The organism is Methylophilus sp. (assembly GCF_008015755.1).
Lineage (GTDB): Bacteria > Pseudomonadota > Gammaproteobacteria > Burkholderiales > Methylophilaceae > Methylophilus.
In genome coordinates, this window is sequence record NZ_SSGF01000018.1 from 149,002 (window position 1) to 173,667 (window position 24,666).

The window sequence follows — 24,666 nt, forward strand, 5'->3', positions numbered from 1 at the left end:
GAATGAGCGTGGCTTATTTCAAATATCAATTAAGCCAAGTTTAAGTTATGCAAGGCGTTTGTGCAAGTCTTGCACGGAGTAGACATCCATGTCCTTGCTTTGTGCCATCCCGATACAAGCCGCTCTTGCGCCAGCCAGGGTCGTGTAATAAGTCACCTTGTTCTGCAGGGCGCTGCGACGAATCTCGTAAGAATCGGTGATGGCTTTTTTGTCCTCAGTCACATTGACAATCAAACTGATCTCGTTGTTCTTGATCATGTCAACAATATGCGGTCTGCCTTCGGCTACTTTGTTCACCGGTGACACGTCCAGGCCTTGTTCAGCCAGCGCCCGTGCCGTGCCCTTGGTTGCCACCAGCGTAAAGCCCAGCTTGACCAAGTCGTTGGCAATATCAATCACCTTGGCATGATCTTCATTACGCACACTGATAAACGCTCTGCCGCCGGTTGGCATTTTGACAGAAGCACCCAATTGCGATTTCACAAACGCCTCTGCAAAGGTGTTGCCTACGCCCATGACTTCACCGGTTGACTTCATCTCTGGCCCGAGGATGGTATCTACCCCTGGGAATTTAATGAACGGAAACACGGCTTCTTTGACTGAGTAGTAAGGCGGCACGACTTCTTTAGTCACGCCTTGTGACTTCAGTGACTGGCCTGCCATACAACGCGCAGCAATCTTCGCCAGTTGTAAACCACACGCTTTAGAGACGAACGGCACCGTGCGTGAGGCGCGCGGGTTCACTTCCAGCACATACACCACTTCGCCCTGCTCGGTATTCTGCACCGCAAACTGCACGTTCATCAGACCTTTTACACCCAGGGCTTTGGCCATTTGCACGGTTTGCTTACGCAACTCGTCTTGCAGGCTATCGCTCAGGCTGTAAGGCGGCAATGAACAGGCGGAGTCACCAGAATGCACACCGGCTTGTTCCACGTGCTGCATGATACCGCCGATCAATACATCTTCGCCGTCACTTAACGCATCGACGTCAACTTCAATCGCGTCATTCAAGAAGCGATCCAGCAACACTGGGGATTCGTTAGAAACTTTTACTGCCTCGCGCATATAGCGTTCGAGCTGACTTTGCTCATGCACGATTTCCATCGCACGGCCGCCCAATACGTAAGAAGGACGCACTACCAGCGGATAGCCAATCTCAGTTGCCAGACGAATCGCTTCTTCTGGCGCACGCGCAGTGCGGTTTGGTGGCTGCTTCAGATTAAGGGCATGCAACATTTGCTGGAACCGCTCACGGTCTTCGGCACGGTCAATCGCATCTGGCGTGGTGCCAATAATAGGCACGCCAGCTTTTTCCAGATCGCGCGCCAATTTCAATGGCGTTTGACCACCGTATTGCACAATCACGCCGACTGGTTTTTCGATATTGACGATTTCTAGTACATCCTCCAGCGTCACTGGCTCGAAGTACAAACGGTCAGACGTATCGTAATCGGTCGAAACGGTCTCCGGGTTACAGTTCACCATAATGGTTTCGTAACCATCTTCGCGCATGGCGAAGGCCGCATGTACGCAGCAATAGTCAAACTCAATGCCCTGGCCAATCCGGTTAGGACCGCCGCCCAACACCATAATCTTTTTGTTATTGGTTGGCTGTGATTCGCACTCTTCTTCATACGTAGAATACATATACGCCGTGTTAGTCGCGAACTCAGCGGCACAGGTATCCACACGTTTGTAGACCGGACGCACATTCAGCGCCTGGCGGAACGCACGCACTGCATGTTGGTCGGTGTTCAGCAATTTAGCCAAACGGCGGTCAGAGAAGCCTTTACGCTTCAGTCTAAACAAGGTGTCCTTGTTTAAATCGGCCAGCGATTTGACTGACAAAGACAGTTCCAGCTTGATAATCTCTTCAATCTGCACCAGGAACCAGCGATCAATCTTGGTAATGTCGAACACCTCGTCCAGGCTCATGCCCAAACGGAACGCGTCTGCCACATACCAGATACGCTCAGGACCTGGTTCACCCATTTCCTTGACGATACGGTCTTTGTCATCAGTAATAGAATCCAGACCATCCACGCCGACTTCCAGGCCACGCAAGGCTTTCTGGAAGGACTCCTGGAAGCTACGACCCATGGCCATCACTTCACCCACAGACTTCATTTGCGTGGTTAGGCGGCTATCGGCCTGCGGGAATTTTTCGAACGCGAACCGTGGCACTTTGGTCACCACATAGTCAATCGATGGCTCAAATGACGCCGGGGTTTGACCACCGGTAATTTCGTTGCGCAACTCGTCCAATGTGAAACCCACCGCCAATTTGGCAGCGACTTTGGCAATCGGGAAACCAGTGGCTTTGGAAGCCAATGCCGAGGAACGCGATACACGCGGGTTCATCTCAATCACGATCATGCGGCCATCGTCAGGATTGATCGCGAACTGCACGTTAGAGCCGCCGGTATCCACACCGATTTCACGCAGCACTGCTAACGAGGCGTTACGCATGATCTGGTATTCTTTGTCGCTCAGCGTTTGCGCTGGCGCGACGGTGATACTGTCGCCAGTATGCACGCCCATCGGGTCCAGGTTTTCAATCGAACAGATGATAATACAGTTGTCCGCTTTGTCGCGCACCACTTCCATCTCGTATTCTTTCCAACCCAGCAGTGACTCTTCAATCAGCAGCTCATTGGTGGGTGAGGCATCCAGGCCACGCTCGCAAATCGCGATAAACTCTTCGCGGTTATACGCAATACCGCCACCGCTACCACCCATGGTGAATGAAGGGCGGATAATGGCCGGATAACCAATCGTTGCCTGCACTTGCAAGGCTTCTTCCAGGCTATGCGCAATGGCAGAACGTGCAGAACCCAGACCAATTTTGGTCATGGCTTCTTTAAATTTCTGGCGGTCTTCGGCTTTATCAATCGCTTCTTTAGAAGCACCAATCAGTTCAACATTCAATTTTTGCAAGACACCGTGCTTGTCCAGGTCCAGCGCACAGTTCAGTGCGGTTTGGCCACCCATGGTCGGCAACAAGGCGTCTGGACGCTCTTTTTCAATGATTTTCTCAACAATTTGCCAGGTAATGGGCTCGATGTAGGTCGCATCCGCCATTTCCGGGTCGGTCATGATAGTGGCCGGGTTAGAGTTCACCAAAATGACGCGATAGCCCTCTTCACGCAGCGCCTTACAGGCTTGCGCACCAGAATAATCGAACTCACAGGCTTGCCCAATAACAATAGGACCGGCACCGATAATCAGAATACTTTTAATGTCAGTTCTTTTTGCCATTAGATGGACTTTCTTTCTTGCATTAACTGGATAAAGCGGTCGAATAACACGCTCATTTCTTGCGGTCCTGGGCTCGCTTCCGGGTGACCCTGGAAGCTGAAAGCTGGCTTGTCTGTGCGTGCGATCCCTTGCAAGCTACCATCAAACAAGGACACATGCGTCACCTTGATATTGGCTGGCAAGGTCGCTGGATCTGCAGCGAAGCCATGGTTCTGGCTGGTGATATACACGCGCTTGCTTTCAACGTCTTGTACCGGATGGTTAGCGCCGTGATGACCAAATTTCATTTTTAATGTTTTGGCACCGCTCGCGAGGGCTAGCAACTGGTGACCCAGGCAGATACCAAAAGTAGGGATGCCAGTGTCTACCAAGGTCTTGATCGCACTGATTGCATAATCGCATGGCTCTGGGTCGCCAGGGCCGTTAGACAGGAAAATACCGTCAGGCTTGTAGGTCAGCGCCTGTTCAGCAGTGGCTTGCGCAGGCAACACGGTGACTTTACAGCCGCGGGAAACCAGCATACGCAAAATATTACGTTTGACGCCGTAGTCAAAAGCGACCACATGGAACTGCGCATCAGCCGCTTTACTGAAGCCAGAGCCCAATTGCCACTCGGCTTCTGTAAACTCGTAAGGCTGAGTACAGCTGACCACTTTGGCCAGGTCCATGCCAGCCAGGCCTGGGAAACCATTCGCCAGGGCCAGAGCTTGCGCTTCATCGACAGATTCGCCAGCCATGATACAGCCAGCCTGCGCACCTTTTTCGCGCAGAATGCGGGTCAGTTTGCGGGTATCGATATCAGCAATGGCCACCACATTGTTGGCGTTGAGATAATCGGAGAGATTTTGTTCACTGCGGAAATTGCTTTCCAATAAGGGCAAGTCACGAATAATCAGACCCGCAGCATAGACTTTGCCTGACTCGACATCTTCACTATTAGTGCCATAGTTACCAATGTGCGGATAAGTCAGTGTCACAATTTGTTCGGTGTAGGATGGATCAGTGAGAATTTCCTGATATCCGGTGATAGATGTATTGAACACCACTTCACCGACCGTATGACCGGAAGCGCCAATGCTAATGCCCTTAAAAACAGTTCCATCTGCTAACACTAAAATCGCTGGAATTGTTTTTGACACCTTTAGCTCCTTAAGTTTGATACGAAACACATCGTTTAGAGGGTTCATCGCATCGCCAGAAAGGGGATTCAAGCTGCGGTGAATAGATGTGCAAAACGGGAAAAGCTTGTTGGACTCTTCCCGTTCAGAATTAAAGCATTATAGCGCAAATCGACTGCCCACTCAAGGGTAAGTCAGGGGCAAATGTTGCTTTTGTAACTCAAACCAAGCAGACGCTCGGCAGCCATTAAAAATCAGCTTTTATCAAACCCCAGCACATCACGCATATCAAACAAGCCTTGTGGCTTATCGGCCAGAAACTTGGCCGCACGCAATGCACCCTGTGCAAACGTGGCACGACTTGAGGCCTTGTGTGTCAACTCGACGCGCTCACCTACCCCCGCCAGCACCACAGTGTGATCACCAACCACATCGCCACCACGCAAGGTCGCAAAACCAATCGTGCCTGCTTCGCGCTCACCAGTGACGCCTTCACGTGCATATACCGCACAATCTTTAAGTGCTTTATCAATGCCTTTAGCAGCAGCTTCACCCAAACGCAGTGCCGTGCCAGAAGGCGCATCTACTTTATGGCGATGGTGCATCTCCACCACTTCAATATCGTAACCTTCATTGAGCACGCGCGCGGCTTGTTCAACCAGGTTAATCAGCAAGGTCACTCCCACACTCATGTTAGGCGCGAACACCACACCCACTTTTTGGGCGGCTGCTTCAATGCTGACTTTTTCAGCTTCACTAAACCCAGTGGTACCAATCACCAATTTCACATTGGCCTGCTGACAAGCTTGCAGGTACTGCATGCTAGCTTCAGGACGGGTGAAATCTACCAGCACATCTGCGCCCTTCAGGGCCGCAGTAATATCCGAGGTAATTTTGACACCGGTCTGCATGCCAAACTGCTCGCCTGCATCGCGCCCTATCATCGCGCTCTCTGCGCGATCTAATGCAGCATGCAGTTGCAAACCACTGTCAGAAAAAACACCCTCTAATAAAGCATGCCCCATCCGGCCAGACACACCTGCAATCACAACTTTCAACATCACTCACTCAATCATTCTTTAATATTTAGGATTAAAACCCGATTTGTTCCAGTACACCATCCAAGTGCTCAGCACTGCCTTCAGGCGCAGTCACTTGCTGGCTGCCAGAAGCTGCTTCAGCACCAGAAGCAGCCGTTTCACGCACAATCAACCAACGCTGAGTCGAAACATCCAACTGCAACTCCAAACGCTTAGACATCTCATCACGGTAGGATTTTGCAGCGTATTTTTGCGTGAATGTCACCACCGCCGCGTCTCCTGTACGAGAAACATTGAGGTTGCTGATATCCAGGCTGATTTTACCCTGCTGTGGCGACAGGCGTTTTTTACGCTGTGCTTCCCAGGCGGCACGGTTAGGCAAGCCCTCGGGTACAAAAGCAGGAGAATAGGCTGCAAAATAGGCATTCACATTCTTGCTACGCCAAGCTTGTGCCCACGCCTGCACCGCTGATTCAACGCCGCTGTCAGCAGCGACGGCGGTTGACGCTACGGACGATTCCGTTGTCACCACAGGCTCAGAGACGCTCACTTTCGGCAGATCCGCCACAGACGCGGCAGCAGCAGCCAATGGCGTGACACGCTCGCGCGTGATTAACCAGCGTTTCTGTGAGGAGTCATAGCGCATTTCCAAGGTTTTCGTCAGCGCATCCTTGTAAGATTTAGCTGCGTACTTCTGTTCAAAATGCACAGTGGCTATCGCAGCCGTGCCTTCACGCTGTACTTGAATATTATTCAACTCCAGCGTAATCGCCCCCTGACCCGCGGATAAGCGCTGCTTACGCTGTGCTTCCCAGGCTTTTTTGGATGGCAAGCCTTCTGGCACAAAATCAGGCGCGTAGGCGGCCAGATAGTTTTTAATATCCTTGCTACGCCAGGCTTGCGCCCAGGCAGCTACTGCCTGATTAATTTCGCCATCACCAGCCGGCACTTCTTGTGCAACCACGGCGGCTGGCTCAACGGCTTGAGCCGCTGCTTGCGGGGCTTTAGGCGCCAGCGTAGCCGCAGGCGGAACAACCGGCGCTACTTCCTTCACAATAGATTTCACTGGCGGCGGCGGCAGTTCCGGCTCAGGTTCAGGCTCTGGCAGTTGCTCGGCCACAAAGGTCGGTGATGACTCAGCCGCATGCTCTGCTTTAGGGGCAACGCCCTTCTCAGTCACTTGATGCGCTTCAGCATCTGTCACCGGCGCGTTGGCTTCAGCCATATTACCTTTGACCATCTCCTGTTCGCTTGGCACCACTGGCGCCACATACTCCCCTTCAGGGATATAGGGAATGACCTCATCATCCTCAACCGCAGCCAAGGTTGCGGCTTTGGGCTTTGGCGGGGGTGGCGATGCTGGTTTGGCGGTTGGCGCCGCCGATTTTTTGGTTTGGGCTGGCTTCACCGCCGCCGCTGTCACGGCGGCTGCCGCAACCACAGGGGCCGTGATCTTACTCGCAGCAGGCGCCGCTTTGGCGACTGGCGGCAACACAGGCTCTGGCGCAGCAACCTCAGCTGGTGAAGCTGCGGGCGCTGGTTGAAACACCGGTGGCGGCTCTACCGTATCGGCAATTTGCGCAGCCATTTCTTTGTCATTGACGGCATGCGCCTTGGCTTCAGTGACCTGATGAGCGGCCGCATCGGTGTTACCCTTGGCCATCTCTTGTGGCGTAGGTGCTGCAACATACTCGCCTTCAGGGATATAGGGCACGACTTCTTCAGCCGCGACTGGTGTGCTCTTTGCCGCAGCCGCTTGCGCGTTTGCTGGCTCAGTTGTATTAGATTGAGCGGTATTAGATGGCGTTACTTTAGCTTCTGTCGCCGCCACTGCAGCCGCAGCAGGCGCGACATCGCTTGCTTTGTCGCTAGCAACACCGCCATCGCCTCTCCAGAATTTCAGCTTATCGGTCCACGGCTGCTCATTGTCAGCGTCTATTTTTTTCTGTGGCGCTTCTGCAATGGTTTTAATGTCAGGATTTTCCGCAGACGGAATCACATCACCACGCACGGACACCAGGCTATCCTTGTCAAAATCAAGAATCACTCGGCGTTTTTCAATCACGGCGCCTTGTTTGCGCAACTCGTAAAAATAATCCCAGCGATTGTCGCGGAAGCTATCTACAATCAGCGGAGTGCCCATAATGTAGCGCACTTGCGAACGAGTCATGCCAGGACGCAGCTGCAACAACATTTTAGAAGTGACTACATTCCCTTGCTGCACTTCCATCTTGAACGGCTTGAGCGAAGGAAGTTTGGCACCACATCCACTCTCCAGAGATGCGACAGCCAACACAAATAAGATAGAATTACGCATTGGATTCACTTTATAATCGGTATTATTGAGAATAATCATTAATATACCACGTAGTTTCGCCAATTAAGAACGGCTGGCGACCTAAGCAGTGACAAAACTTAACGACAGACAACCCAATGGACAAAACCTATGCATGATCCCAAAGAACTTAAAAATGCAGGCCTCAAAGCGACGTTACCGCGTCTGAAAATTCTGGAGCTGTTTGAAAACAGTGAGCAGCGCCACTTGTCTGCCGAAGATATTTATAAAGTCATGATCACCAATGGTGAAGATGTGGGCCTGGCAACGGTGTATCGTGTTTTAACCCAATTTGAACAAGCTGGATTACTGGTGCGTCACCATTTTGAAAGCGGCAAAGCCGTGTTCGAGATGAACGAAGGCAGCCACCATGACCATATTGTGTGCGTTAAATGCGGTCGCGTTGAAGAGTTTTATGATGAAGAAATTGAAAATAGACAGAAAGCCGCCGCAGAAAAATACGGCTTTAGCATGCAAGATCATTCGCTGACTATTTACGGTTTGTGCAAAAAACAACCTTGCACTGAATAACATCAAACATGACAGACTAATGCGCGCGCATTGGTCTGTCCACACTGGTTTGTCCGAACTGCCACCCATATCTCAACATAACACGACCGGATTTGCGCCAGTCGCCAGCTCCGACGCGCGTATCCTGATTTTGGGCACATTGCCTGGGGTCGCATCCATCAAACAGCAGCAGTACTATGCACATCCGCAAAATGCCTTTTGGCGACTGTTGGAACAGCTATTCAACATCCCGGCCCAAGCTAGTTATGAACGGCACTGCCAATCAGCGCAGGCGCATGGCCTGGCTATCTGGGATGTCTGTCATACAGCGCAACGCATCGGCAGCCTGGATAGCAGCATTCAAGGACACAGTATTATTGCTAACGATATTAATCATTTATTGACCAGTTGCCCACACATCACGTTGATTGCCTTTAATGGACAAGCGGCCGCGCAGCTATTCAAAAAACATATTCACCTCACGCCTACAATACCGACGGTGACGCTACCGTCCACCAGCCCGGCCAATGCAAGACTTTCGTTTGAACAAAAACTGCTGCAGTGGGCAGTGCTCAAACAGCACAAAAACAATCATTGATCGCAACAAAAAAGGCCTGATATTTCAGGCCTTTTTATTACACAATTACTTGACTCAATCTATTTGAGAGCAAACTTATGTGTAAAGATAGACACAGCCCCCAGCACAATCGAAGTCACCCCCATGAACAAATTACCTATCTCGCCACAAGCGATACAGTGCACCCCATTTGGTGTGATCATCAAAGCACCGATGATAATGACCCAGGCCCAAGCTATAAACCCGACTCTACTTTTCATGCGACTCTCCTAAGCGTTTAATCTAACAACATGACGAATGTGACCATACCCGATGACAATTAAAATTAACATAAACTAACAACAGGCAAGCCGATTAAAGCATGTTTTTTCGTCACAATCAACGCAAAAAATCCACATCACAGAATGGAGAAAATAGAGTAAAAGATTTGACCGCACGGACGGCGGCCATGGGCTGACAAATCAGGAGCGACTCGCCTGTAACATTTCCCGGGCGTGGTTGCGGGTTGCTTCGGTGATTTGCAAACCACCGAGCATACGGGCCACTTCTTCTATACGCTCAGCGCTACTCAGCGCGCGAATACGGCTTAAAGTAGTGCCGTGTTGCTCAGACTTGCTGACCTGCCAATGTTGTTGCGCCTGCGCCGCCACTTGCGCCAAATGCGTAATCACCAACACTTGCCTGTGCTGGCCCAACTGACTCAGCAACTTGCCAACCACCTCGGCCACACCGCCGCCGATGCCAACATCCACCTCGTCAAAAATCATGCATGGCACGGTACCTAATGACGCGGTGGTGACTTGCAAAGCCAGACTGATCCTAGACAACTCACCACCTGAAGCAACTTTATTGAGTGGCCGCGGCTCGACGCCAGCATGGCCCGCGACCAGAAACTCGACTTGCTCGAGGCCGTAAACTGCCGCCTCACCTGGCGTTAAAGCGACAGCAAACTGGCCGCTCTTTAATGACAAGGCCTGCATTTGTTCGGTAATGGTTGTTGCCAATTTTTTTGCTGCTTGCTGCCTCGCCGCAGATAACTGTGTGGCCTGTGCCTGATACTGCTGCCAGGCGGCTTGCGCCTGCTTAGCCAAAGCCCCATCATCGGCAAACGCCTCCAACTCAGCCATGCGACTCAATTGTGTCGCCAACAAATCTGGCAGCTCATCCGGCTTGACTCTAAACTTGCGCGCAACGCCATGAATCGCCTGTATCCGCGCCTCAACCTCTGCCAGACGCGCCGGGTCCAGTTCACTTTTTTGCAGGTAGCGATTCAGTGCACGACTGGCTTCCTCCAGTTGCACCACGGCAGAGTCCAGCGTTTCCAGCATCGGTTGCAAGCCAATATCAATAGTCTGCAACTCGGCCAACTTGGCTTGTGCTTGCGATAACAAATCCAGCGCATTCACTTCATCGCCTTCGCTCATCATCTGCAAACTGGTTTCCATGCCACTAAGTAAACTGGCACCATTACTCAAGCGCACGTGTTCCTGTTGCAAGGTGGCCCACTCTTCAGCCACAAAGCCCAATTGTTTTAACTCACGCGTGCTATCACGCAACAGGGCTAACTCATCCGCAAACTGGCTGGCATTCTGCTCATAGGCCAATTGCTGCTGATGCAGTTGCGACCAGTCTTTGTAAAATCTGCCCACTTGCTTTGCCAATGGCGTGGCTTGTGCATAAGCATCCAGAATCTCGCGCTGGGTGGCGACTTTGAGCAAAGAGTGATGTGCGTTTTGGCTGTAAATATCAATCAGCGCTTCGCCGATCTCGCGCAATTGACCAACGGTGGCCGAAGCACCATTGATAAATGCGCGACTGCGGCCATCGGCATAAATCACCCGACGCAAAATCAAGGCGTCATCCACATCCATCTCTTGCGCCTGCAACCACTCGCGCGCCGCAATATTATGTCTAATATCAAAGGTGGTAGAAATCTCGGCCTTTTCGCAGCCTTTGCGCGTCACATCGCCTTCATTACGCGCGCCCAGGCTTAACGACAAGGCATCGATCAAAATGGATTTTCCGGCGCCGGTTTCGCCAGTGAGTGCGGTATAGCCTGCTGAGAACTCAAGTTCCAGCGTATCAACAATCACAAAGTCTCGGATAGAAAGGGCTTGTAGCATGGGTGATTAGCGCGGGCCTGTTTAGCCCCAGTTTAATTTGTTACGCAACATATCAAAATAGCAATAATCTTGTGGATGCACCAGTTGAATTTGCTGTGGCGCACGCTCAATGCGCACATGGTCGCCGACAGCCAGCGGATATTGCCCCTGGCCATCGTAACTGATCTGGGCATCGGCTGCATTCACGATAATGACCTCAATCACGCTGCAAGCAGGCACCGTAATCGGCCGGTAGCTCAAGGTATGCGGACTAATTGGCACAATGGAAATCGCTTCCAGATCCGGGTGCATAATCGGGCCACCGGCAGATAAGCCATAAGCAGTCGTGCCGGTGGGCGTGGCGAGAATCAAGCCGTCAGAGCGCTGTCGCGAGACAAACTGCCCATCCACATGCACCTCCAACTCAATCAGGCGAAAGGCGCTTTTAATCACCACATCGTTCAAAGCCACCGTCTGCTCAATGACCTGCCCTGCCCGCGTCACCGCCGATTGCAGCAACATGCGCGATTCGAGTTGGTGTTCACCCTGCAAGATCTTATCAATCTCAACCAGCATCTGGTCGGTTTGCAAATCGGTTAAAAAGCCCAGGCGGCCACGGTTAATACCCACCAGCGGCACGCCGGTATCCCGTAAGGCACGGCCCACACTCAGCATGGTGCCATCGCCGCCCATGACAATCACCAGGTCAGCCTTGGTGCCGATATCATCCAGGCTCGCCAGTTCAAAGCCTTCGTCATCTACAAACTGTGCCGTGCGTTCTTCAACGCACACATGCAAACCATGTGACAACAAATGATGTGCCAAACGGGTCAAATCACTTTGCATGTGCTGCAACGCGGTGGCGTCCATGTATTTTCCAACAATGGCGACGGAACGGAATGTAGATTGCATGGCCGCATTAAAGCATAGAAGCCTACAACTGAAAAGCACAAGGGACTGTTATCCTGAGCGTAAATGGTGCAAAATTTAATAGTCGGCAACAAGGTGGTTAAAAGTGGATAAACGCGCGCAAATTTTGCTTAAAACACTGGTGGAACATTACATCAGCGAAGGTCAGCCCATAGGCTCACGTACCCTGCTCCAGCATTCGGGCCTGGATGTCAGTCCGGCAACGATCCGCAACGTCATGAGCGACCTCGAGCAATTAGGCTTTATCACCAGCCCGCACACCTCATCCGGCCGCGTGCCAACCAAAAAAGGCTATCGCTTGTTTGTAGACTCGCTGATGACCGTACAGCCACTGGATCAGCGCGCAGTGACGCAACTAAAAACCGGCCTGACGTCGCCCAACCCGCAAGCGTTAATCAACAGTGCGGCAGACATGCTGTCGCAACTGACGCAGTTTGCTGGATTGGTGATGATTCCCAAACGCACGCGAAATATCTTGAAACACCTGGAGTTTCTGCATTTAAATGACAAAAAAATCCTGGTCATTTTAGTCACAGAAGACGGCCAGGTGCAAAACCGCATTTTACTCACCGACAAAGCCTTTAGCGCCAGCGAACTCACCGCCGCCAGCAATTACTTTAATAGCCATTGCCAGGGTTTATCCCTAGAAGAAGTGCAGGCCAAGCTCAAACAAGAACTACAGCAGATGCAGGTCGATATTAACCGTCTGATGTCTGCCGCCCTCGAAGCCGCCAGCCAGCCAGAATCCTCTGAGCAGGAAACGGTGGTGATTGCTGGCGAACGCAATCTACTGCAAGTCGATGAACTCTCGACCAACGTCGGCAGCCTGCGCAAACTGTTTGAGATTTTTGAACGCCGCACGGCCCTGATGCAATTACTGGACCATAGCCAGCGCGCGGATGGCGTACAGATTTTTATCGGTGGCGAGAGTGGCTACCTGCCGCTGGATGAATGCAGCCTGGTCACCTCGCCCTATGAAGTGGACGGCCAGGTGGTCGGCACCTTAGGCGTGATTGGCCCGACACGCATGGCGTATGAGCGGATTATCCCGATTGTCGACGTCACGGCCAAACTGCTGTCGAATGCATTATCCAATCAGTAAATCACACCTTTATCTCTGTCAGAGGGTTCTGACAGCACTATCAGCTTAACGCTGCTACAGCACAACTCGCCGCCTGCTTACAATAAACCTACAATTTATTCAATGTGGAGAGATCAATATGAACCGCGTTAATCAAACAACTTTGCAAAAATCTTTTATCTGGTCTGCGCTCTTGGTATTGTGCCTGAGCACTACTGCCTGCGGCTCCATGAGCACACGTGGTAAAAGCACTGCCTTAGGTGCGGGTATTGGTGCCGTTGGTGGTGCCGTGTTAACGGGTGGTAGCGCGATTGGTACGGTCGGCGGTGCAGCGATCGGTGGTGTCATTGGTAACCAGATCAACAAAAAATAATGCTTAGCGTGCGCCTATGAGTAGGCGCACGGCACTTTTTTAACCGGCAAACGTCATATGGGCTTTTATTCGCTTAAAATGCCTGTATGAGCTATTACAAACCAGAGCCTGCTTACACCCACGGCAGCCAAGCAAAAGTGGGGATTCTGTTAGCCAACCTGGGGACGCCTGAAGCCCCAACGGCAAAGGCCCTCAGGCCTTATCTGCAACAGTTTCTGATGGACAGGCGTGTCGTTGAAATTCCGCGCTTTATCTGGTGCTGGATCTTGCACTGCATCATTCTGGTATTTCGCCCGAAAAAATCAGCCGAAAAATACGCCAGTGTCTGGACAGACCAAGGCTCGCCATTGATGGTCTATGCTCAGCAACAGAAGAAGTTGCTGCAAGGCTATCTGTCACAAAAAATCAACTCGCCCTTTGCCGTCGAGCTAGGCATGACCTACGGCAACCCCAGCATGCAAAGTGCCATAGAGTTACTCAAAGCACAAGGCTGTGACCGCATTCTGGTGTTCCCGCTGTATCCGCAATATGCCGCCAGCAGCACCGCCGCCGCGCTAGACGCGGTGTGGCGCGCGTTACTTAAAATGCGCAACGTGCCCGCCATTCGCACTATCAAGCATTATCACGACCACCCACTCTATATTCAAGCACTTGCCAGCCATATTCAGGCCTACTGGAAACTGAACGGCAAACCCGAAAAACTGGTCATGAGCTTTCATGGCGTCCCTAAATTTCATCTGCTCAAAGGCGACCCTTACCACTGCGAATGCCATAAAACCGGTCGCCTGTTGGCCGAGGCCTTAGGCCTAACTAAAGAACAATACCAGATAGCCTTCCAATCCCGCTTTGGCCGCCAGGAATGGCTACAGCCTTACCTCGCCAATACGTTGGACGCCTTAGGCAAACAACGACTCAATCGCATAGACGTGGTCTGCCCAGGTTTTAGCAGCGACTGCCTGGAAACCCTGGAAGAAATCGCCATGGAAGGCAAACACTTATTCCAGTCTGTGGGCGGCGGGGATTATCGCTATATCCCAGCGCTGAATAGCGAGGCAGTTTGGATTGAAGCGATGCGCGATATTGCGCTGGAGCATTTGCAGGGGTGGGTGAGTGATAACTTTGATGCAGTGAAGGCTGAAGCTGAGGCGCAAAGAAGCAAGCAGCGCGCACTGGAGATGGGTTCTGAAAAGTAACGCTGGGCTCATCTTGATTCCAGTGCCAGCCCGCGCCGATTACGCGTTATAATCGCCTTTTAACGTTTTTATCGTTTCCTTATGATCGTTATCACCGGTGGCGCAGGCATGATTGGTTCTATCATGGCCTGGCATTTGAACAACAAACTGGGTCGGCAGGACCTGGTGATTGTTGACCGCATCACGCATGAAAGCCAGTGGCAGAATCTGGTACACAGGCACTATGCTGAGTACCTGGACAAAGATCAGCTGTTCGATTTTCTGGAAGACAACGACGATATCACCGCGGTGATTCATATGGGGGCCATCAGCGCGACCACTGAGCGCGATTTTAACAAGCTGGTGGCGGATAATATGCATTATTCGCAGGACTTGTGGTCGTGGTGTGCCGAGTATGAGGTGCCGTTTTTTTACGCCAGCTCTGCCGCGACTTATGGCGGTGGTGAGCAAGGCTATGACGATGCTAGCATTGAGAACCTGCGCCCATTGAATGGCTATGGCTACTCAAAACACTTTTTTGACCAGTGGGTGTTACAGCAAGTCACGCAAAAACAGGCCACGCCACCGGCGTGGGCTGGCTTCAAGTTTTTTAATGTCTACGGGCCAAATGAATATCACAAAGAGCGCATGGCCAGCGTGGCTTATCACACGTTTAACCAATTTAAAGAAACCGGCACCATGCGCCTGTTTAAAGGCACCAAGACTGGTGTCGAAGACGGCATGCAACTGCGTGACTTTGTCTATGTGAAAGACGTGGCGGATGTGATGGGCTTTTTTTTAGAGGCAGCGCTTAAAAACAAACCAGTTGCCAGCGCCATTTACAATATTGGTACTGGCCAGGCACGTAGTTTTAAAGACCTGGCGACCAATGTGATGACCAGCATGACGCGCGAGCCGAATATTACTTATATCGACATGCCGCAAGACTTGCAGGGTAAGTATCAGTATTTCACCCAAGCTGAAATGCAAAAGCTGCGCCAGGCCGGTTATAAAAAACCATTTACCACACTGGAAGAAGGCGTAAAGGACTACGTGCAGAACTACTTGCTGCAGGATGACCCTTACGCATAAGAGGCTTCAGGAATTGTGAGCGATATGAACCATATTGAATACCTCAAAGGCGAGCACGCCGCGCATGTGGCGATGTTCCAAGCGCTGGAGCCGTTGTTCCCGATGATTAGCGACGTTGGCAACCTGCTTCGTGATTGCATTCAGCGCGGTGGCAAGGTGTTGCTGTGCGGCAACGGCGGCAGCGCGGCCGATAGCCAGCATATTGCGGCTGAAATCGTCGGCCGTTTTAAAAAAGAGCGCAAAGGCTTGCCGTCAATCGCACTGACTACGGACACGTCTATCCTCACCTCGGTGGGCAATGATTATGGCTATGACTATATTTTTGCCCGCCAGGTAGAAGCCTTGTGCCGCCCGGAAGACGTCTTGATTGGCCTCACCACCAGCGGCAACAGTGCCAACGTGGTGCGTGCGATTGAAACGGCCAATGAAATCGGCGCAACGACCATTGGTTTAACCGGCGGTAGCGGCGGCAAAATGAATACGCTTTGCACACACAATATCGTGGTGCCTTCCAGCGTCACGGCGCGCATCCAGGAAGCGCATATCTTTATCGGCCATTGCCTGTGTGAAATTCTGGAATCCTGATGAATCCTAGCATTGCAAACCTGGTTGCCCATTTTGGCGAGCACCCACAACACGCGCTGGTGATCGGCGATGTGATGCTGGACCGCTACCTGATGGGCGAAGTGAACCGCATTTCGCCTGAAGCGCCGGTGCCTGTGGTGCTGATTAAATCAGAACAACAGCGTGCAGGCGGTGCAGCCAATGTGGCAGCCAACCTCGCATTACTAGGCATACACACGCGCATGATCGGTTTGATTGGCAACGATCATGAAGGCCAGCGTTTAATGGCGGCAATATCAGACTATGGCATTGATACACAAGCCATGCTGACCACCGCGACGCGCCCAACCATCGCCAAAACCCGCATTCTCGGCGGGCACCAGCAAATGCTGCGGCTGGATCAGGAAATCACAGCCGCGTTATCCGCCAGTGAAGCAGAACAAGTCACGCAAGCCATCGGCTCTGCGCTGCAACAGCAACCTGCGCTGATTATCTTGTCTGACTATGCCAAAGGCCTGCTCACAGAACAAGTATGCCAACAAGTGATTAGCTATGGACGCCAACACGGGATTCCGGTGCTCGTTGACCCTAAAGGACGCAACTACGACAAATACCGTGGCGCAACGGCTCTGACACCTAATAAAAAAGAGACCGCGGAAGCTTGCGATACGCACACCAATGATCCGGCATTAATCGACAAGGCACGTACACTCAAAGCCAGCCTGGCGCTGGATTTTCTTGCGGTCACCCGTGGTGAAGAAGGCATTACGCTGATCACAGAACAGACGGAGCACTTAAGTGCCACCGCCAAGCAGGTGTTTGATGTGTCAGGCGCAGGCGACACCGTGATTGCGACCCTCGCTGCAGGTCTCATGCATGGTTTGAGCGCGCTAGATAGCCTGTCACTGGCCAATATCGCGGCTGGTGTGGTCGTGGGCAAAGTGGGCACAGTGCCTATTACCAAAGCCGACCTGATCGATGCGATTGCCACCGCCCAGGGCAGTGAGCAAGCACATAAAGTGAGTGAGTTGCCAGAGTTGTTGCACAAAGTCGCCAACTGGAAACAACAGGGCCAAAGAATTGTGTTTACCAATGGCTGCTTTGACCTGCTGCATGCCGGGCATGTGACCTATCTCGAAGGCGCAAAAAAACGCGGCGACAAGCTGATTTTAGGCTTGAATACCGATCGTTCAGTCTCAGCACTCAAAGGCCCGACGCGCCCGGTGGTGAATGAAAAAGACCGTGCTCGAGTGTTGGCTGCGCTGGAGTCCGTCGATGCGGTTATTTTGTTCGATGAGGACACGCCTCTGAGCCTGATCAATGCCATTCAACCAAATGTCATTGCCAAAGGCAGCGACTATACCGCTGACCAGGTGGTTGGCGGCAATGAAGTCTTGTCATGGGGCGGTGAAATTGCCCTGATTGACCTGGTTGAAGGCCGCAGCACCACTAACCTGATTAAAAAATTGCACGCATGAACAAGATTCTGGTGATGGGCCCGTCGTGGGTGGGCGACATGGTGTTGGCGCAGAGCCTGTTTAAGCAACTCAAAATCGAGCAGCCTGATTGCCAGATCACAGTCGCAGCACCAGCCTGGACCTTGCCCTTACTAGAAAGAATGCCAGAAGTCTCACACGCAATTGCCCTGCCGTTTAAACATGGTGACCTTGCATTAGGTGAGCGTTTTAAACTGGGACGTGAACTGGCCAAACAAGGCTTTAGCCAGGCAATTTTACTCACCAACAGTCTAAAATCTGCGATTTTGCCATGGGCGGCTAAGATTCCTGTGCGTACCGGTTTTAAAGGCGAAATGCGTTATGGCCTAGTCAATGATATGCGCACGCTAGATAAAAGCGTGCTCAAAAAAACAGTCGAGCGCTTTGTTGCGCTTGGCTTACCCAAGAATACCGTGCTACCTGACTCATTACCGCAACCGGCCTTGCTGGCGGACCCCACGCATGCAAACACCCTGTTAGCCAAACTCAACATCCCCGATACAAAACAGCCAGTACTCGGCCTGTGCCCAGGCGCAGAATATGGCGAAGCCAAACGCTGGCCCGCTGAATACTATGCAGAGGTGGCTAATCACGCCTTGCAGCTGGGCTGGCAAGTCTGGTTATTTGGCTCAGAAAAAGATCAGCCAGTCACCGCCAATATCCAACAACTGACGCAGCAACGCTGCGTAGACCTGGCTGGCCGCACCAAACTCGGTGAAGCGATTGATTTAATGTCACTGTGCCACGCCATCATCAGCAACGACTCCGGCCTCATGCACGTGGCCGCGGCACTCGACAAAAAACTCATTGCCATTTACGGCTCATCTGATCCCAAACATACCCCACCCATGCATCCGCAAGCGGTGGTGGAATATCTGGGACTGGAATGTAGCCCATGCTTTGAACGTGTCTGCCCGCTGGGGCATTTGAACTGCTTACGACAAATGCACGCGGAAAAAATCATTATGCAGCTGTTCCCCAACCACAGCGGAAGTCACTAGCCATGTTTGCCAGACTGCCCTTTTTTGCGCATCGCCAGTCGATCAGCCTCAGTACCTGGCGCTGGTTATATTTGTTGCTAGCGCTGCTGATCGCGATAAAAGTGATGGCTAACCAGCACGGTTGGGTGAACAATGACTCCTTGTTATATTTCGAGCAAGCCAGACTGCTGGCAGCTAAAGAATGGTCAGCCGCTTTTCAATTATTTTCATGGCCATTGTATGCAGGGTTATTGGCGATTATTCATACGCTCAGTGGGCTAGAAATCCAAACAGCGGCCCAGTGCCTTAACGCAGCCTGTTTTGTGGTGTTTGTCGCAGGTTTCCAGCAGTTATTGCTGGTCGCCGGGGCCAAGCAGCGCACCCTGCATTGGGGTGTATGGTTGTTGTTCTCCACCACCTATCTCGTCGGTGATATTCTGGGCATGCTACTGCGGGATGAAGGATTCTGGGCGGCTTACACCTGGGGATTAGTGTATTGGTGCCGATACGCGGAGTCACATCAACTCAAACAGGCACTTGCATTTCAAGCCTGCATGGTCGTAGCTACGCTGTTTAGAATTGAAGTTGTCGCTTATCTCGTCGCGATTCCACTCTTAAGCTTGATTGCCCCGGCAACCGGCTGGCGCAAAAAAATCAGCCGATGGCTGATGGCTAACGTGCTGGCAATTGCTGTGATCATTATTCTGATCATGGCCATCGTATCAGGCGTGGTCAAGCCTCAACAATTGGGCAGGCTACAAGAGGTCAGCTCTCAACTGACGCAGTTGTTTACTCACCGCTTAGATTTTATTGATCAAAAAGCAGACATCCTTGGTCAACAAGTCTTGGGTAACTTACTGGATGACTATGCAAGGATTAGCTTGTGGAGCGCGTTACTATTGATCATTCTGCTCAAGACAGTCAAAGTTGCGGGCTACCCAACATTGATATTACTCGCCTGGCCCAAACGCGCATGGTGGGGCAGCATCAACATTCACATGCAAAGACTGATGGCGCTCACACTCACCACTGGCTTGGTGGTTAGCACGGTCATTATTCTGAACACTTTTGTCTTATCCAGCCGCTACGTGATTGCCAGCGGAATTGTCATGCTATGCATGGCCGCCTTTGCCATCAGCCATTTTGAGCGGTGCTGGCCACGTTGGGTGATCCGCTTATGGATGCTGATCATGGCACTGATGGTACTTAGCAATGTGTGGGACCATCGGGCAATTGATTTGGACCGCGATGCGGTGAATGCGGTTAAAAAGATCAGTGCAGCTGACTCGCGCGTGTTTTATGACACCGAAAACGCTAGGTTTTATGCCAAAAAGCCATTTCTCAATCGCATAGATGGCTATAAACGGCTTAAACAAACGGAAGCGAACGGTCAAATCGATGCCTATGATATTTATGTCATCAGCCCTCACCATGACAGTCCTGACTATGAGACGTATGCGACACAATTGCTGAACAGCCACCACTTTGTGTTAACGAAAACACTCTACGGCTGGCGCAAAAAATCCAAAGCCTATATCTTTATCAAGTCTGATAAGAAAAATGCTGCCAGTGCTGTGGCTCCGGCCATCACTGAAAAATAATATAAAAACACTGATAAAAACTAAGCGTATCTATTTGGGGTGCAGGCACTCATGTCTCTGATCGGCAAACTTTCTAAAAAGTGGCGTGCGGGGTTGCGCCGCATGCGTTTAGGGTCACAGTTCAAACACCAGTACAACTGTCACCCGGACTTTGACCTGATCCGCGGTGAGACGCACTGCACGGTCTTATGGCAACAGCAAGTGCTAGCTAGCATTCCATTTGCGCATACCCTGAGTAAAACCATGGACGGCCCTTGCTGGATCGTGGCTTCTGGCCCTTCCCTTGCCGAGGCTGATCTGCACAAAATCGCGACATTCCCCACCATCAGCCTCAATTGTGCCATCAAGAAATTTGTCGATCACAGACTGACGCCGACACACACGATTATTGTCGACCATCGCGTATTTGAGCGGCAATGGGAATGTGTCACTGCCGCCATCCAGTCAGGTGCAAACTGTTTTTTCAGTTTTGAGGGTTTAAGTATTATTGCTGAGCGCGCGCCCACATTATTGCAGCAAGGCAATATTTACTTGATTGAATCCGCCACTAGAAAATATGGCGTTGCGCGATGGAGTATTAAGCAATGCCTGCAGCAGTTTCAGCAGGATCCAGAAATCACATTGGCCGCTGACCTACTGCCATATTGCCGGGCGATTGGTTTTAGCCACAACTTGCAAAAAGGTGTTTTCGCAGGCAAAACGGTTGCCACCTGGGCGGTACAACTGGCTTTCGGCTTGGGCTATCGCGCGATTTATATCGTAGGCATGGACTTAGGCGGCACTGGCAAAGCGCATTTTTATGCGGATAAAAACAACCCTGCCCCTGATTTTTTACGCTATTACGAGCCTCATATCCGAGGTTGTTTTGAATTGGCCAGAGAAGCCAGTGATAAAAAAGGTGTTAAGTTATATAATCTGTCTTTAAAAAGCGCCTTACCAGCACAGATTATTCCAAAAATCACTTTTGCCGAGGCTTTGCAACAAATAGAAGATCAAACGTCCTCTTTGAAATGACCCACTATGAAAATTATCATCCCACTGCAAACCTGCTCAACCCGCATCCCGCACAAAAACATCCGTCCGTTTTATCAGGATGATTCATTGTTTGACATTAAAGCCAAACAAATTCTCACCTTTGAATCACCGGAAAATGTCTATGTGTCGTCTGAAAGTGTCGAACTGGTGAAACCCTTGTGTGATAAATATGGTTTTCATTTCATGCAACGCGATAATGCACTGACTGGCAACAAAATCTATCAGCCTGATTTGGTCAAAGCCTTGACGGATCCCTTGCCTGGTGATGATGACATTATGTGGATACAGGTTACCTCGCCGCTATTTAATCAGTTTAAAGAGGCGCTTGAGGCTTGGAAGACGGTGCGTGATGAGCATGACTCACTGGTTGCAGTGAAACCATTTAAAGGCCATTTGCTGGACGCCAAAGGCAACCCGGTCAATTACGGGTTTGGTTATTGGCACAAAGTATCGCAAGACCTGCCAAAACTGTATTCTGTGCTGTGGAGCCTGTTCATTCTCAAACGTGAAACCGTCAACCGCTTTCACTACCATATTGGCGTGAATCCATACCTGTTTGAAACCAACCATATGGTGGTCGATATTGATTACCACGAAGACTTTGAACTGGCGGGGATGATTTACACCAAGCTGCACGGCACGATTTAAACGCTAGCCAGCAGTGGCTAGCGTTTACATGACGACGCCATTGCTTATTTTGCGCTGATATTTGATATATAACTTATCTGCTCTGGCAAATACCTGCTGCCACACTGAACTATTACGCTCCACACGCCAATCGCAGTGCGGCCAAGCCGAATAGTAATATTTTAAAAACGTCAACCAGTCGCCTCGACTCAGTCCGACATCCATCGCCGAAAAATATAAAGCTGCCATGTCTTTGATTTGCATGCGCGCTGAAGGGGGCGTGTGTATTTCAACCCGATGCAGATCAAGCACATATAACGCAGGTGGGACCTGCGCCATTTCCTCACGTTTGAAGCAAAAATGGCAAATATAAAAATCGCGGTGATAAATGCCGTGTGCATGTAGCCTGCCGGCGACCTCAGCGACCTGTCGGATCAGCGCACGTTTGTACTGCAGCCTCGGCGGCTGTGTCTGCCAGAGCAACGCCAGGTCCTCCAGCGTGACGATATCTCCGAGATCTTCAGTCATGACAAAAGAACGCAGGTTCGCTGGTACACAGCCTTGTACGCCGTCTGCAACATAAGGCGTGGTCGGAATATTTAAATCTGTCAGTGCTTGAATAGCAACAACCTCATTGCGCGCACTGACAACTGGACGTTTAAAAGACATCCAGTTTTTAAAGATCTCCAGCCAGCCAACACCGTTATGCCGCTTGATAAAATAGTAGCGCTGTCCGAACTTCACTTTGAGCGTCTGTCGAGTCGCAACGGCACGAAATACCTGCCCATCAATATGCATCAGGTACTCAAACAAATCATCCCGCGCCAGAATATCCGGAGGCAGTTCATGATCCGTTGCAAAATTAAGCGTTTTTTTCACGGCAATCAATTTTTAAGGTTGGCCAAGAAGCGTGAGCAATTTTTAATTGCCTGTAGCAGTTGCGGCTGATGCTTCGCTGTCAGGGCAGCCTGCTGCTCGGCGTCTAAAGCCTCATCGTTGCGCCCGGTAGGCACATAATGCTTCATCCCGTTTTGCTGATAGGCAATGCGATATTTCATGTCGTTGGTCAACACCCCAATGGTGCGCCAATCGCTGACGACAATAAAGTCTCGCGGTTGCGTATCATAAAGGTTGCGCCCTAATGAGTAGCCATTGGCATCAGCAGGGGCGCCCAGCGCCTGCAACAGGGTCGGTGAGATATCCAGGTGACTGCTGACATGATCAATCTCAGAAGGTATGCGACCAGGCATCCACATCACCATAGGCACATGCGTTTGCTCTTCAACAAACGTGGAGTTATGCCCCCAGTTACCTTTTTCAAGAAACTCTTCGCCATGGTCGCCAGTGATAATGACAATGGTGTTTTCCAGCAAACCCTGGCTACGCAACTCGTCCAGTACACGTCCAATTTGCATGTCTATCCAGTGTGCAGCATTCGAGTAGCGATTTTTGAACTCGCCTATTCTTGGCTGCAGAGAGGCACGAGACATTCCCCAATAATTGACATCACCCAGATACGGTGAAGCGACGACGGCCTGCTCCGGGAAATCATATCGAGCATGCGTAGATTCAAAAAAGAAGAAACTCATAAAGGGTTTGCGACGGTCTCGCTGTTTGAGAAAAGCGATCTGCTGGCTTGCATTCCACTCATCCCGACGCCACGGATTCATGCTTTCATCCGCTTCATGCAAGTCTGCCAACGAAAACTTGGCAAATAACGTTTTATTAAATTCAGGATAAGAGAATTTTGCACTGGTGCGTAAATCAAACTGATAGCCAAGAGACTGTAATCTATCCATCAGCAAAGGCGACTGTTGCGCGTGCAGAAAGCTCGCCCAATAAGAGCCATACAAGCCATAAAACATGCCAAACAGCCCTTCGCGGGTGCCATTGCCACTGGAGTAATGTTGTGTGAATAAGCTGCCCTGCTGACCAAGCTGCCAACTGTGAGGCATAATTTGTGGCGTTAACCGGTCCCAGCGCAGCGATTCCGCAGCAAAGATGACAATATTGGGCGGATGATCTACCGTTTTGTAGTTGATGGCTTGCACCGGGTAATGCAGCCTCGCGGTATCCACGGACAAGCGATGATTATGGCGTCTTTCAATATCCATGCCATAGCGTGCTGCCAATGAGCGCATCAGTACCTGCTGATAAAACGGATACACCTCGGCAGTATCTAACACTGCACCAATATTTTTTACATCACTAATGCCATAAATCAGCGCTTGAACCACAAATAATATCGGGGCCAGTATCCAGATAGCCTGCGCAGATAATTTGGCAAGCCTGAATTGCGCATGGCGCAGGCTGATTAACCAGAATACTGTTTGAATGAAAGTCACGAACAACACTGAGCCAGCAATCGACAGGTAAGTGCCGCCGCTGGTGCCTAGCGAAGCCAGGCCACCTTTGGTCGTCATCAGGTTCCAGATGAAGCCATTAAAGTGGAAACGATACAAATCATAAATCATCAGATCCGATTTGATAAACATGAGCCCAGCGGTGCTCAGCACAATGGCCAGCGCAGCCAGCAATCGCGGATAAGCCCTGAGCAATATGCTCGCCAGCCACGCAGGCAATATGGCGATCAGGCTGTAGAGAAATGCATAAAATCCCCAGGCAGACAGGTGAAAAAACCACGACAGACTGGTAGCAGCCGCAACCCCTTCAGACAGAAATCCCCAGGTCACCCATAACATATGCAAGGTGGTGAGTAACAAAAAAAGCCGAAAAACGGCATGATTGGATGGTTTCATTGCCTAAACTCTC

At 51.1% G+C, this 24,666-nt stretch carries 21 protein-coding genes; 12 read left to right on the plus strand and 9 right to left on the minus strand.

Annotated features, from left to right (window positions below; all coding sequences use genetic code 11):
* Window positions 1-45: 45 nt before the first annotated feature.
* The 4 genes from carB to bamE all read right to left on the minus strand — a co-directional run bounded on the left by carB (window position 46) and on the right by bamE (window position 7,736).
* Complete coding sequence (carB, locus tag E6Q52_RS08065; RefSeq protein ID WP_292820904.1) at window positions 46-3,261, minus strand: carbamoyl-phosphate synthase large subunit; 3,216 nt, start codon at window positions 3,259-3,261, stop codon at window positions 46-48.
* Window positions 3,261-4,400: a glutamine-hydrolyzing carbamoyl-phosphate synthase small subunit gene (gene carA, locus E6Q52_RS08070; RefSeq protein WP_292820906.1), complete on the minus strand. Its 1,140-nt coding sequence runs from the start codon at window positions 4,398-4,400 to the stop codon at window positions 3,261-3,263. Before carA ends, carB begins: the two co-directional genes overlap by 1 nt.
* 233 nt (window positions 4,401-4,633) lie before the next feature.
* On the minus strand, window positions 4,634-5,440 hold the full coding sequence (dapB, locus tag E6Q52_RS08075; protein WP_292820908.1) for a 4-hydroxy-tetrahydrodipicolinate reductase: 807 nt from the start codon (window positions 5,438-5,440) through the stop codon (window positions 4,634-4,636).
* A 31-nt stretch (window positions 5,441-5,471) separates the two neighbouring features.
* Complete coding sequence (bamE, locus tag E6Q52_RS08080; RefSeq protein WP_292820909.1) at window positions 5,472-7,736, minus strand: outer membrane protein assembly factor BamE; 2,265 nt, start codon at window positions 7,734-7,736, stop codon at window positions 5,472-5,474.
* 129 nt (window positions 7,737-7,865) lie between these two features.
* Between bamE and fur the strand changes: the two genes are divergently transcribed.
* Window positions 7,866-8,285, plus strand: a complete 420-nt coding sequence (fur, locus tag E6Q52_RS08085) for a ferric iron uptake transcriptional regulator (RefSeq protein WP_292820911.1) — start codon at window positions 7,866-7,868, stop codon at window positions 8,283-8,285.
* Between the two features lie 19 nt (window positions 8,286-8,304).
* Window positions 8,305-8,862, plus strand: a complete 558-nt coding sequence (locus E6Q52_RS08090; protein ID WP_292820913.1) for a DNA-deoxyinosine glycosylase — start codon at window positions 8,305-8,307, stop codon at window positions 8,860-8,862.
* A 59-nt stretch (window positions 8,863-8,921) separates the two neighbouring features.
* Here E6Q52_RS08090 and E6Q52_RS08095 read toward each other — a convergent pair whose 3' ends face one another.
* The 3 genes from E6Q52_RS08095 to E6Q52_RS08105 all read right to left on the minus strand — a co-directional run bounded on the left by E6Q52_RS08095 (window position 8,922) and on the right by E6Q52_RS08105 (window position 11,855).
* Complete coding sequence (locus E6Q52_RS08095) at window positions 8,922-9,101, minus strand: hypothetical protein (protein WP_292820915.1); 180 nt, start codon at window positions 9,099-9,101, stop codon at window positions 8,922-8,924.
* 201 nt (window positions 9,102-9,302) lie between these two features.
* Complete coding sequence (recN, locus tag E6Q52_RS08100; protein WP_292820917.1) at window positions 9,303-10,964, minus strand: DNA repair protein RecN; 1,662 nt, start codon at window positions 10,962-10,964, stop codon at window positions 9,303-9,305.
* Window positions 10,965-10,985: 21 nt separating this feature from the next.
* Window positions 10,986-11,855 carry an NAD(+) kinase gene (locus E6Q52_RS08105; RefSeq protein ID WP_292820919.1) on the minus strand — a complete coding sequence of 290 codons (870 nt, stop codon included), beginning with the start codon at window positions 11,853-11,855 and terminating at the stop codon, window positions 10,986-10,988.
* Window positions 11,856-11,958: 103 nt separating this feature from the next.
* Here E6Q52_RS08105 and hrcA point away from each other — a divergent pair, with 103 nt between their 5' ends.
* The 10 genes from hrcA to E6Q52_RS08155 all read left to right on the plus strand — a co-directional run bounded on the left by hrcA (window position 11,959) and on the right by E6Q52_RS08155 (window position 21,915).
* Window positions 11,959-12,975, plus strand: coding sequence for a heat-inducible transcriptional repressor HrcA (hrcA, locus tag E6Q52_RS08110; protein ID WP_292820921.1), 1,017 nt, complete (start codon window positions 11,959-11,961; stop codon window positions 12,973-12,975).
* 118 nt (window positions 12,976-13,093) lie between these two features.
* Window positions 13,094-13,327 (plus strand): glycine zipper 2TM domain-containing protein, encoded by a 234-nt coding sequence (locus E6Q52_RS08115; protein ID WP_292820923.1) that lies wholly within the window; start codon window positions 13,094-13,096, stop codon window positions 13,325-13,327.
* Window positions 13,328-13,413: 86 nt separating this feature from the next.
* Complete coding sequence (gene hemH / locus E6Q52_RS08120; protein WP_292820925.1) at window positions 13,414-14,520, plus strand: ferrochelatase; 1,107 nt, start codon at window positions 13,414-13,416, stop codon at window positions 14,518-14,520.
* Window positions 14,521-14,601: 81 nt separating this feature from the next.
* Window positions 14,602-15,591, plus strand: a complete 990-nt coding sequence (gene rfaD, locus E6Q52_RS08125) for an ADP-glyceromanno-heptose 6-epimerase (protein ID WP_292820927.1) — start codon at window positions 14,602-14,604, stop codon at window positions 15,589-15,591.
* A 24-nt stretch (window positions 15,592-15,615) separates the two neighbouring features.
* The gene (locus E6Q52_RS08130) at window positions 15,616-16,176 is read left to right on the plus strand and encodes an SIS domain-containing protein (protein WP_292820929.1); all 561 of its coding nucleotides are present in this window, start codon (window positions 15,616-15,618) and stop codon (window positions 16,174-16,176) included.
* Entirely contained in the window at window positions 16,176-17,633 is a 1,458-nt protein-coding gene (hldE, locus tag E6Q52_RS08135; protein WP_292820931.1) for a bifunctional D-glycero-beta-D-manno-heptose-7-phosphate kinase/D-glycero-beta-D-manno-heptose 1-phosphate adenylyltransferase HldE, read from the plus strand. The genes E6Q52_RS08130 and hldE overlap by 1 nt, the downstream gene beginning before the upstream one ends.
* Window positions 17,630-18,652, plus strand: a complete 1,023-nt coding sequence (gene waaF / locus E6Q52_RS08140) for a lipopolysaccharide heptosyltransferase II (protein ID WP_292820933.1) — start codon at window positions 17,630-17,632, stop codon at window positions 18,650-18,652. The genes hldE and waaF overlap by 4 nt, the downstream gene beginning before the upstream one ends.
* Before the next feature lie 2 nt (window positions 18,653-18,654).
* Complete coding sequence (locus tag E6Q52_RS08145; protein WP_292820935.1) at window positions 18,655-20,232, plus strand: hypothetical protein; 1,578 nt, start codon at window positions 18,655-18,657, stop codon at window positions 20,230-20,232.
* Between the two features lie 102 nt (window positions 20,233-20,334).
* Window positions 20,335-21,246, plus strand: coding sequence for a 6-hydroxymethylpterin diphosphokinase MptE-like protein (locus tag E6Q52_RS08150; protein ID WP_292820938.1), 912 nt, complete (start codon window positions 20,335-20,337; stop codon window positions 21,244-21,246).
* Between the two features lie 6 nt (window positions 21,247-21,252).
* Entirely contained in the window at window positions 21,253-21,915 is a 663-nt protein-coding gene (locus E6Q52_RS08155; RefSeq protein ID WP_292820940.1) for a CMP-N-acetylneuraminic acid synthetase, read from the plus strand.
* Between the two features lie 24 nt (window positions 21,916-21,939).
* Here E6Q52_RS08155 and rfaP read toward each other — a convergent pair whose 3' ends face one another.
* Window positions 21,940-22,773: a lipopolysaccharide core heptose(I) kinase RfaP gene (gene rfaP / locus E6Q52_RS08160; RefSeq protein ID WP_292820941.1), complete on the minus strand. Its 834-nt coding sequence runs from the start codon at window positions 22,771-22,773 to the stop codon at window positions 21,940-21,942.
* A 5-nt stretch (window positions 22,774-22,778) separates the two neighbouring features.
* Window positions 22,779-24,653, minus strand: a complete 1,875-nt coding sequence (locus E6Q52_RS08165) for a sulfatase-like hydrolase/transferase (protein WP_292820943.1) — start codon at window positions 24,651-24,653, stop codon at window positions 22,779-22,781.
* Window positions 24,654-24,666 lie beyond the last annotated feature (13 nt).

What these genes read in the sequence shown, in the direction of transcription:
- carB (WP_292820904.1), bottom strand. Translation starts at nt 3,261, where the DNA reads ATGGCAAAAAGAACTGACATTAAAAGTATTCTGATTATCGGTGCCGGT.
- dapB (WP_292820908.1), bottom strand. Translation starts at nt 5,440, where the DNA reads ATGTTGAAAGTTGTGATTGCAGGTGTGTCTGGCCGGATGGGGCATGCT.
- bamE (WP_292820909.1), bottom strand. Translation starts at nt 7,736, where the DNA reads ATGCGTAATTCTATCTTATTTGTGTTGGCTGTCGCATCTCTGGAGAGT.
- fur (WP_292820911.1), top strand. Translation starts at nt 7,866, where the DNA reads ATGCATGATCCCAAAGAACTTAAAAATGCAGGCCTCAAAGCGACGTTA.
- E6Q52_RS08090 (WP_292820913.1), top strand. Translation starts at nt 8,305, where the DNA reads ATGCGCGCGCATTGGTCTGTCCACACTGGTTTGTCCGAACTGCCACCC.
- E6Q52_RS08095 (WP_292820915.1), bottom strand. Translation starts at nt 9,101, where the DNA reads ATGAAAAGTAGAGTCGGGTTTATAGCTTGGGCCTGGGTCATTATCATC.
- recN (WP_292820917.1), bottom strand. Translation starts at nt 10,964, where the DNA reads ATGCTACAAGCCCTTTCTATCCGAGACTTTGTGATTGTTGATACGCTG.
- E6Q52_RS08105 (WP_292820919.1), bottom strand. Translation starts at nt 11,855, where the DNA reads ATGCAATCTACATTCCGTTCCGTCGCCATTGTTGGAAAATACATGGAC.
- E6Q52_RS08115 (WP_292820923.1), top strand. Translation starts at nt 13,094, where the DNA reads ATGAACCGCGTTAATCAAACAACTTTGCAAAAATCTTTTATCTGGTCT.
- hemH (WP_292820925.1), top strand. Translation starts at nt 13,414, where the DNA reads ATGAGCTATTACAAACCAGAGCCTGCTTACACCCACGGCAGCCAAGCA.
- rfaD (WP_292820927.1), top strand. Translation starts at nt 14,602, where the DNA reads ATGATCGTTATCACCGGTGGCGCAGGCATGATTGGTTCTATCATGGCC.
- E6Q52_RS08130 (WP_292820929.1), top strand. Translation starts at nt 15,616, where the DNA reads ATGAACCATATTGAATACCTCAAAGGCGAGCACGCCGCGCATGTGGCG.
- hldE (WP_292820931.1), top strand. Translation starts at nt 16,176, where the DNA reads ATGAATCCTAGCATTGCAAACCTGGTTGCCCATTTTGGCGAGCACCCA.
- waaF (WP_292820933.1), top strand. Translation starts at nt 17,630, where the DNA reads ATGAACAAGATTCTGGTGATGGGCCCGTCGTGGGTGGGCGACATGGTG.
- E6Q52_RS08145 (WP_292820935.1), top strand. Translation starts at nt 18,655, where the DNA reads ATGTTTGCCAGACTGCCCTTTTTTGCGCATCGCCAGTCGATCAGCCTC.
- E6Q52_RS08150 (WP_292820938.1), top strand. Translation starts at nt 20,335, where the DNA reads ATGCGTTTAGGGTCACAGTTCAAACACCAGTACAACTGTCACCCGGAC.
- E6Q52_RS08155 (WP_292820940.1), top strand. Translation starts at nt 21,253, where the DNA reads ATGAAAATTATCATCCCACTGCAAACCTGCTCAACCCGCATCCCGCAC.
- E6Q52_RS08165 (WP_292820943.1), bottom strand. Translation starts at nt 24,653, where the DNA reads ATGAAACCATCCAATCATGCCGTTTTTCGGCTTTTTTTGTTACTCACC.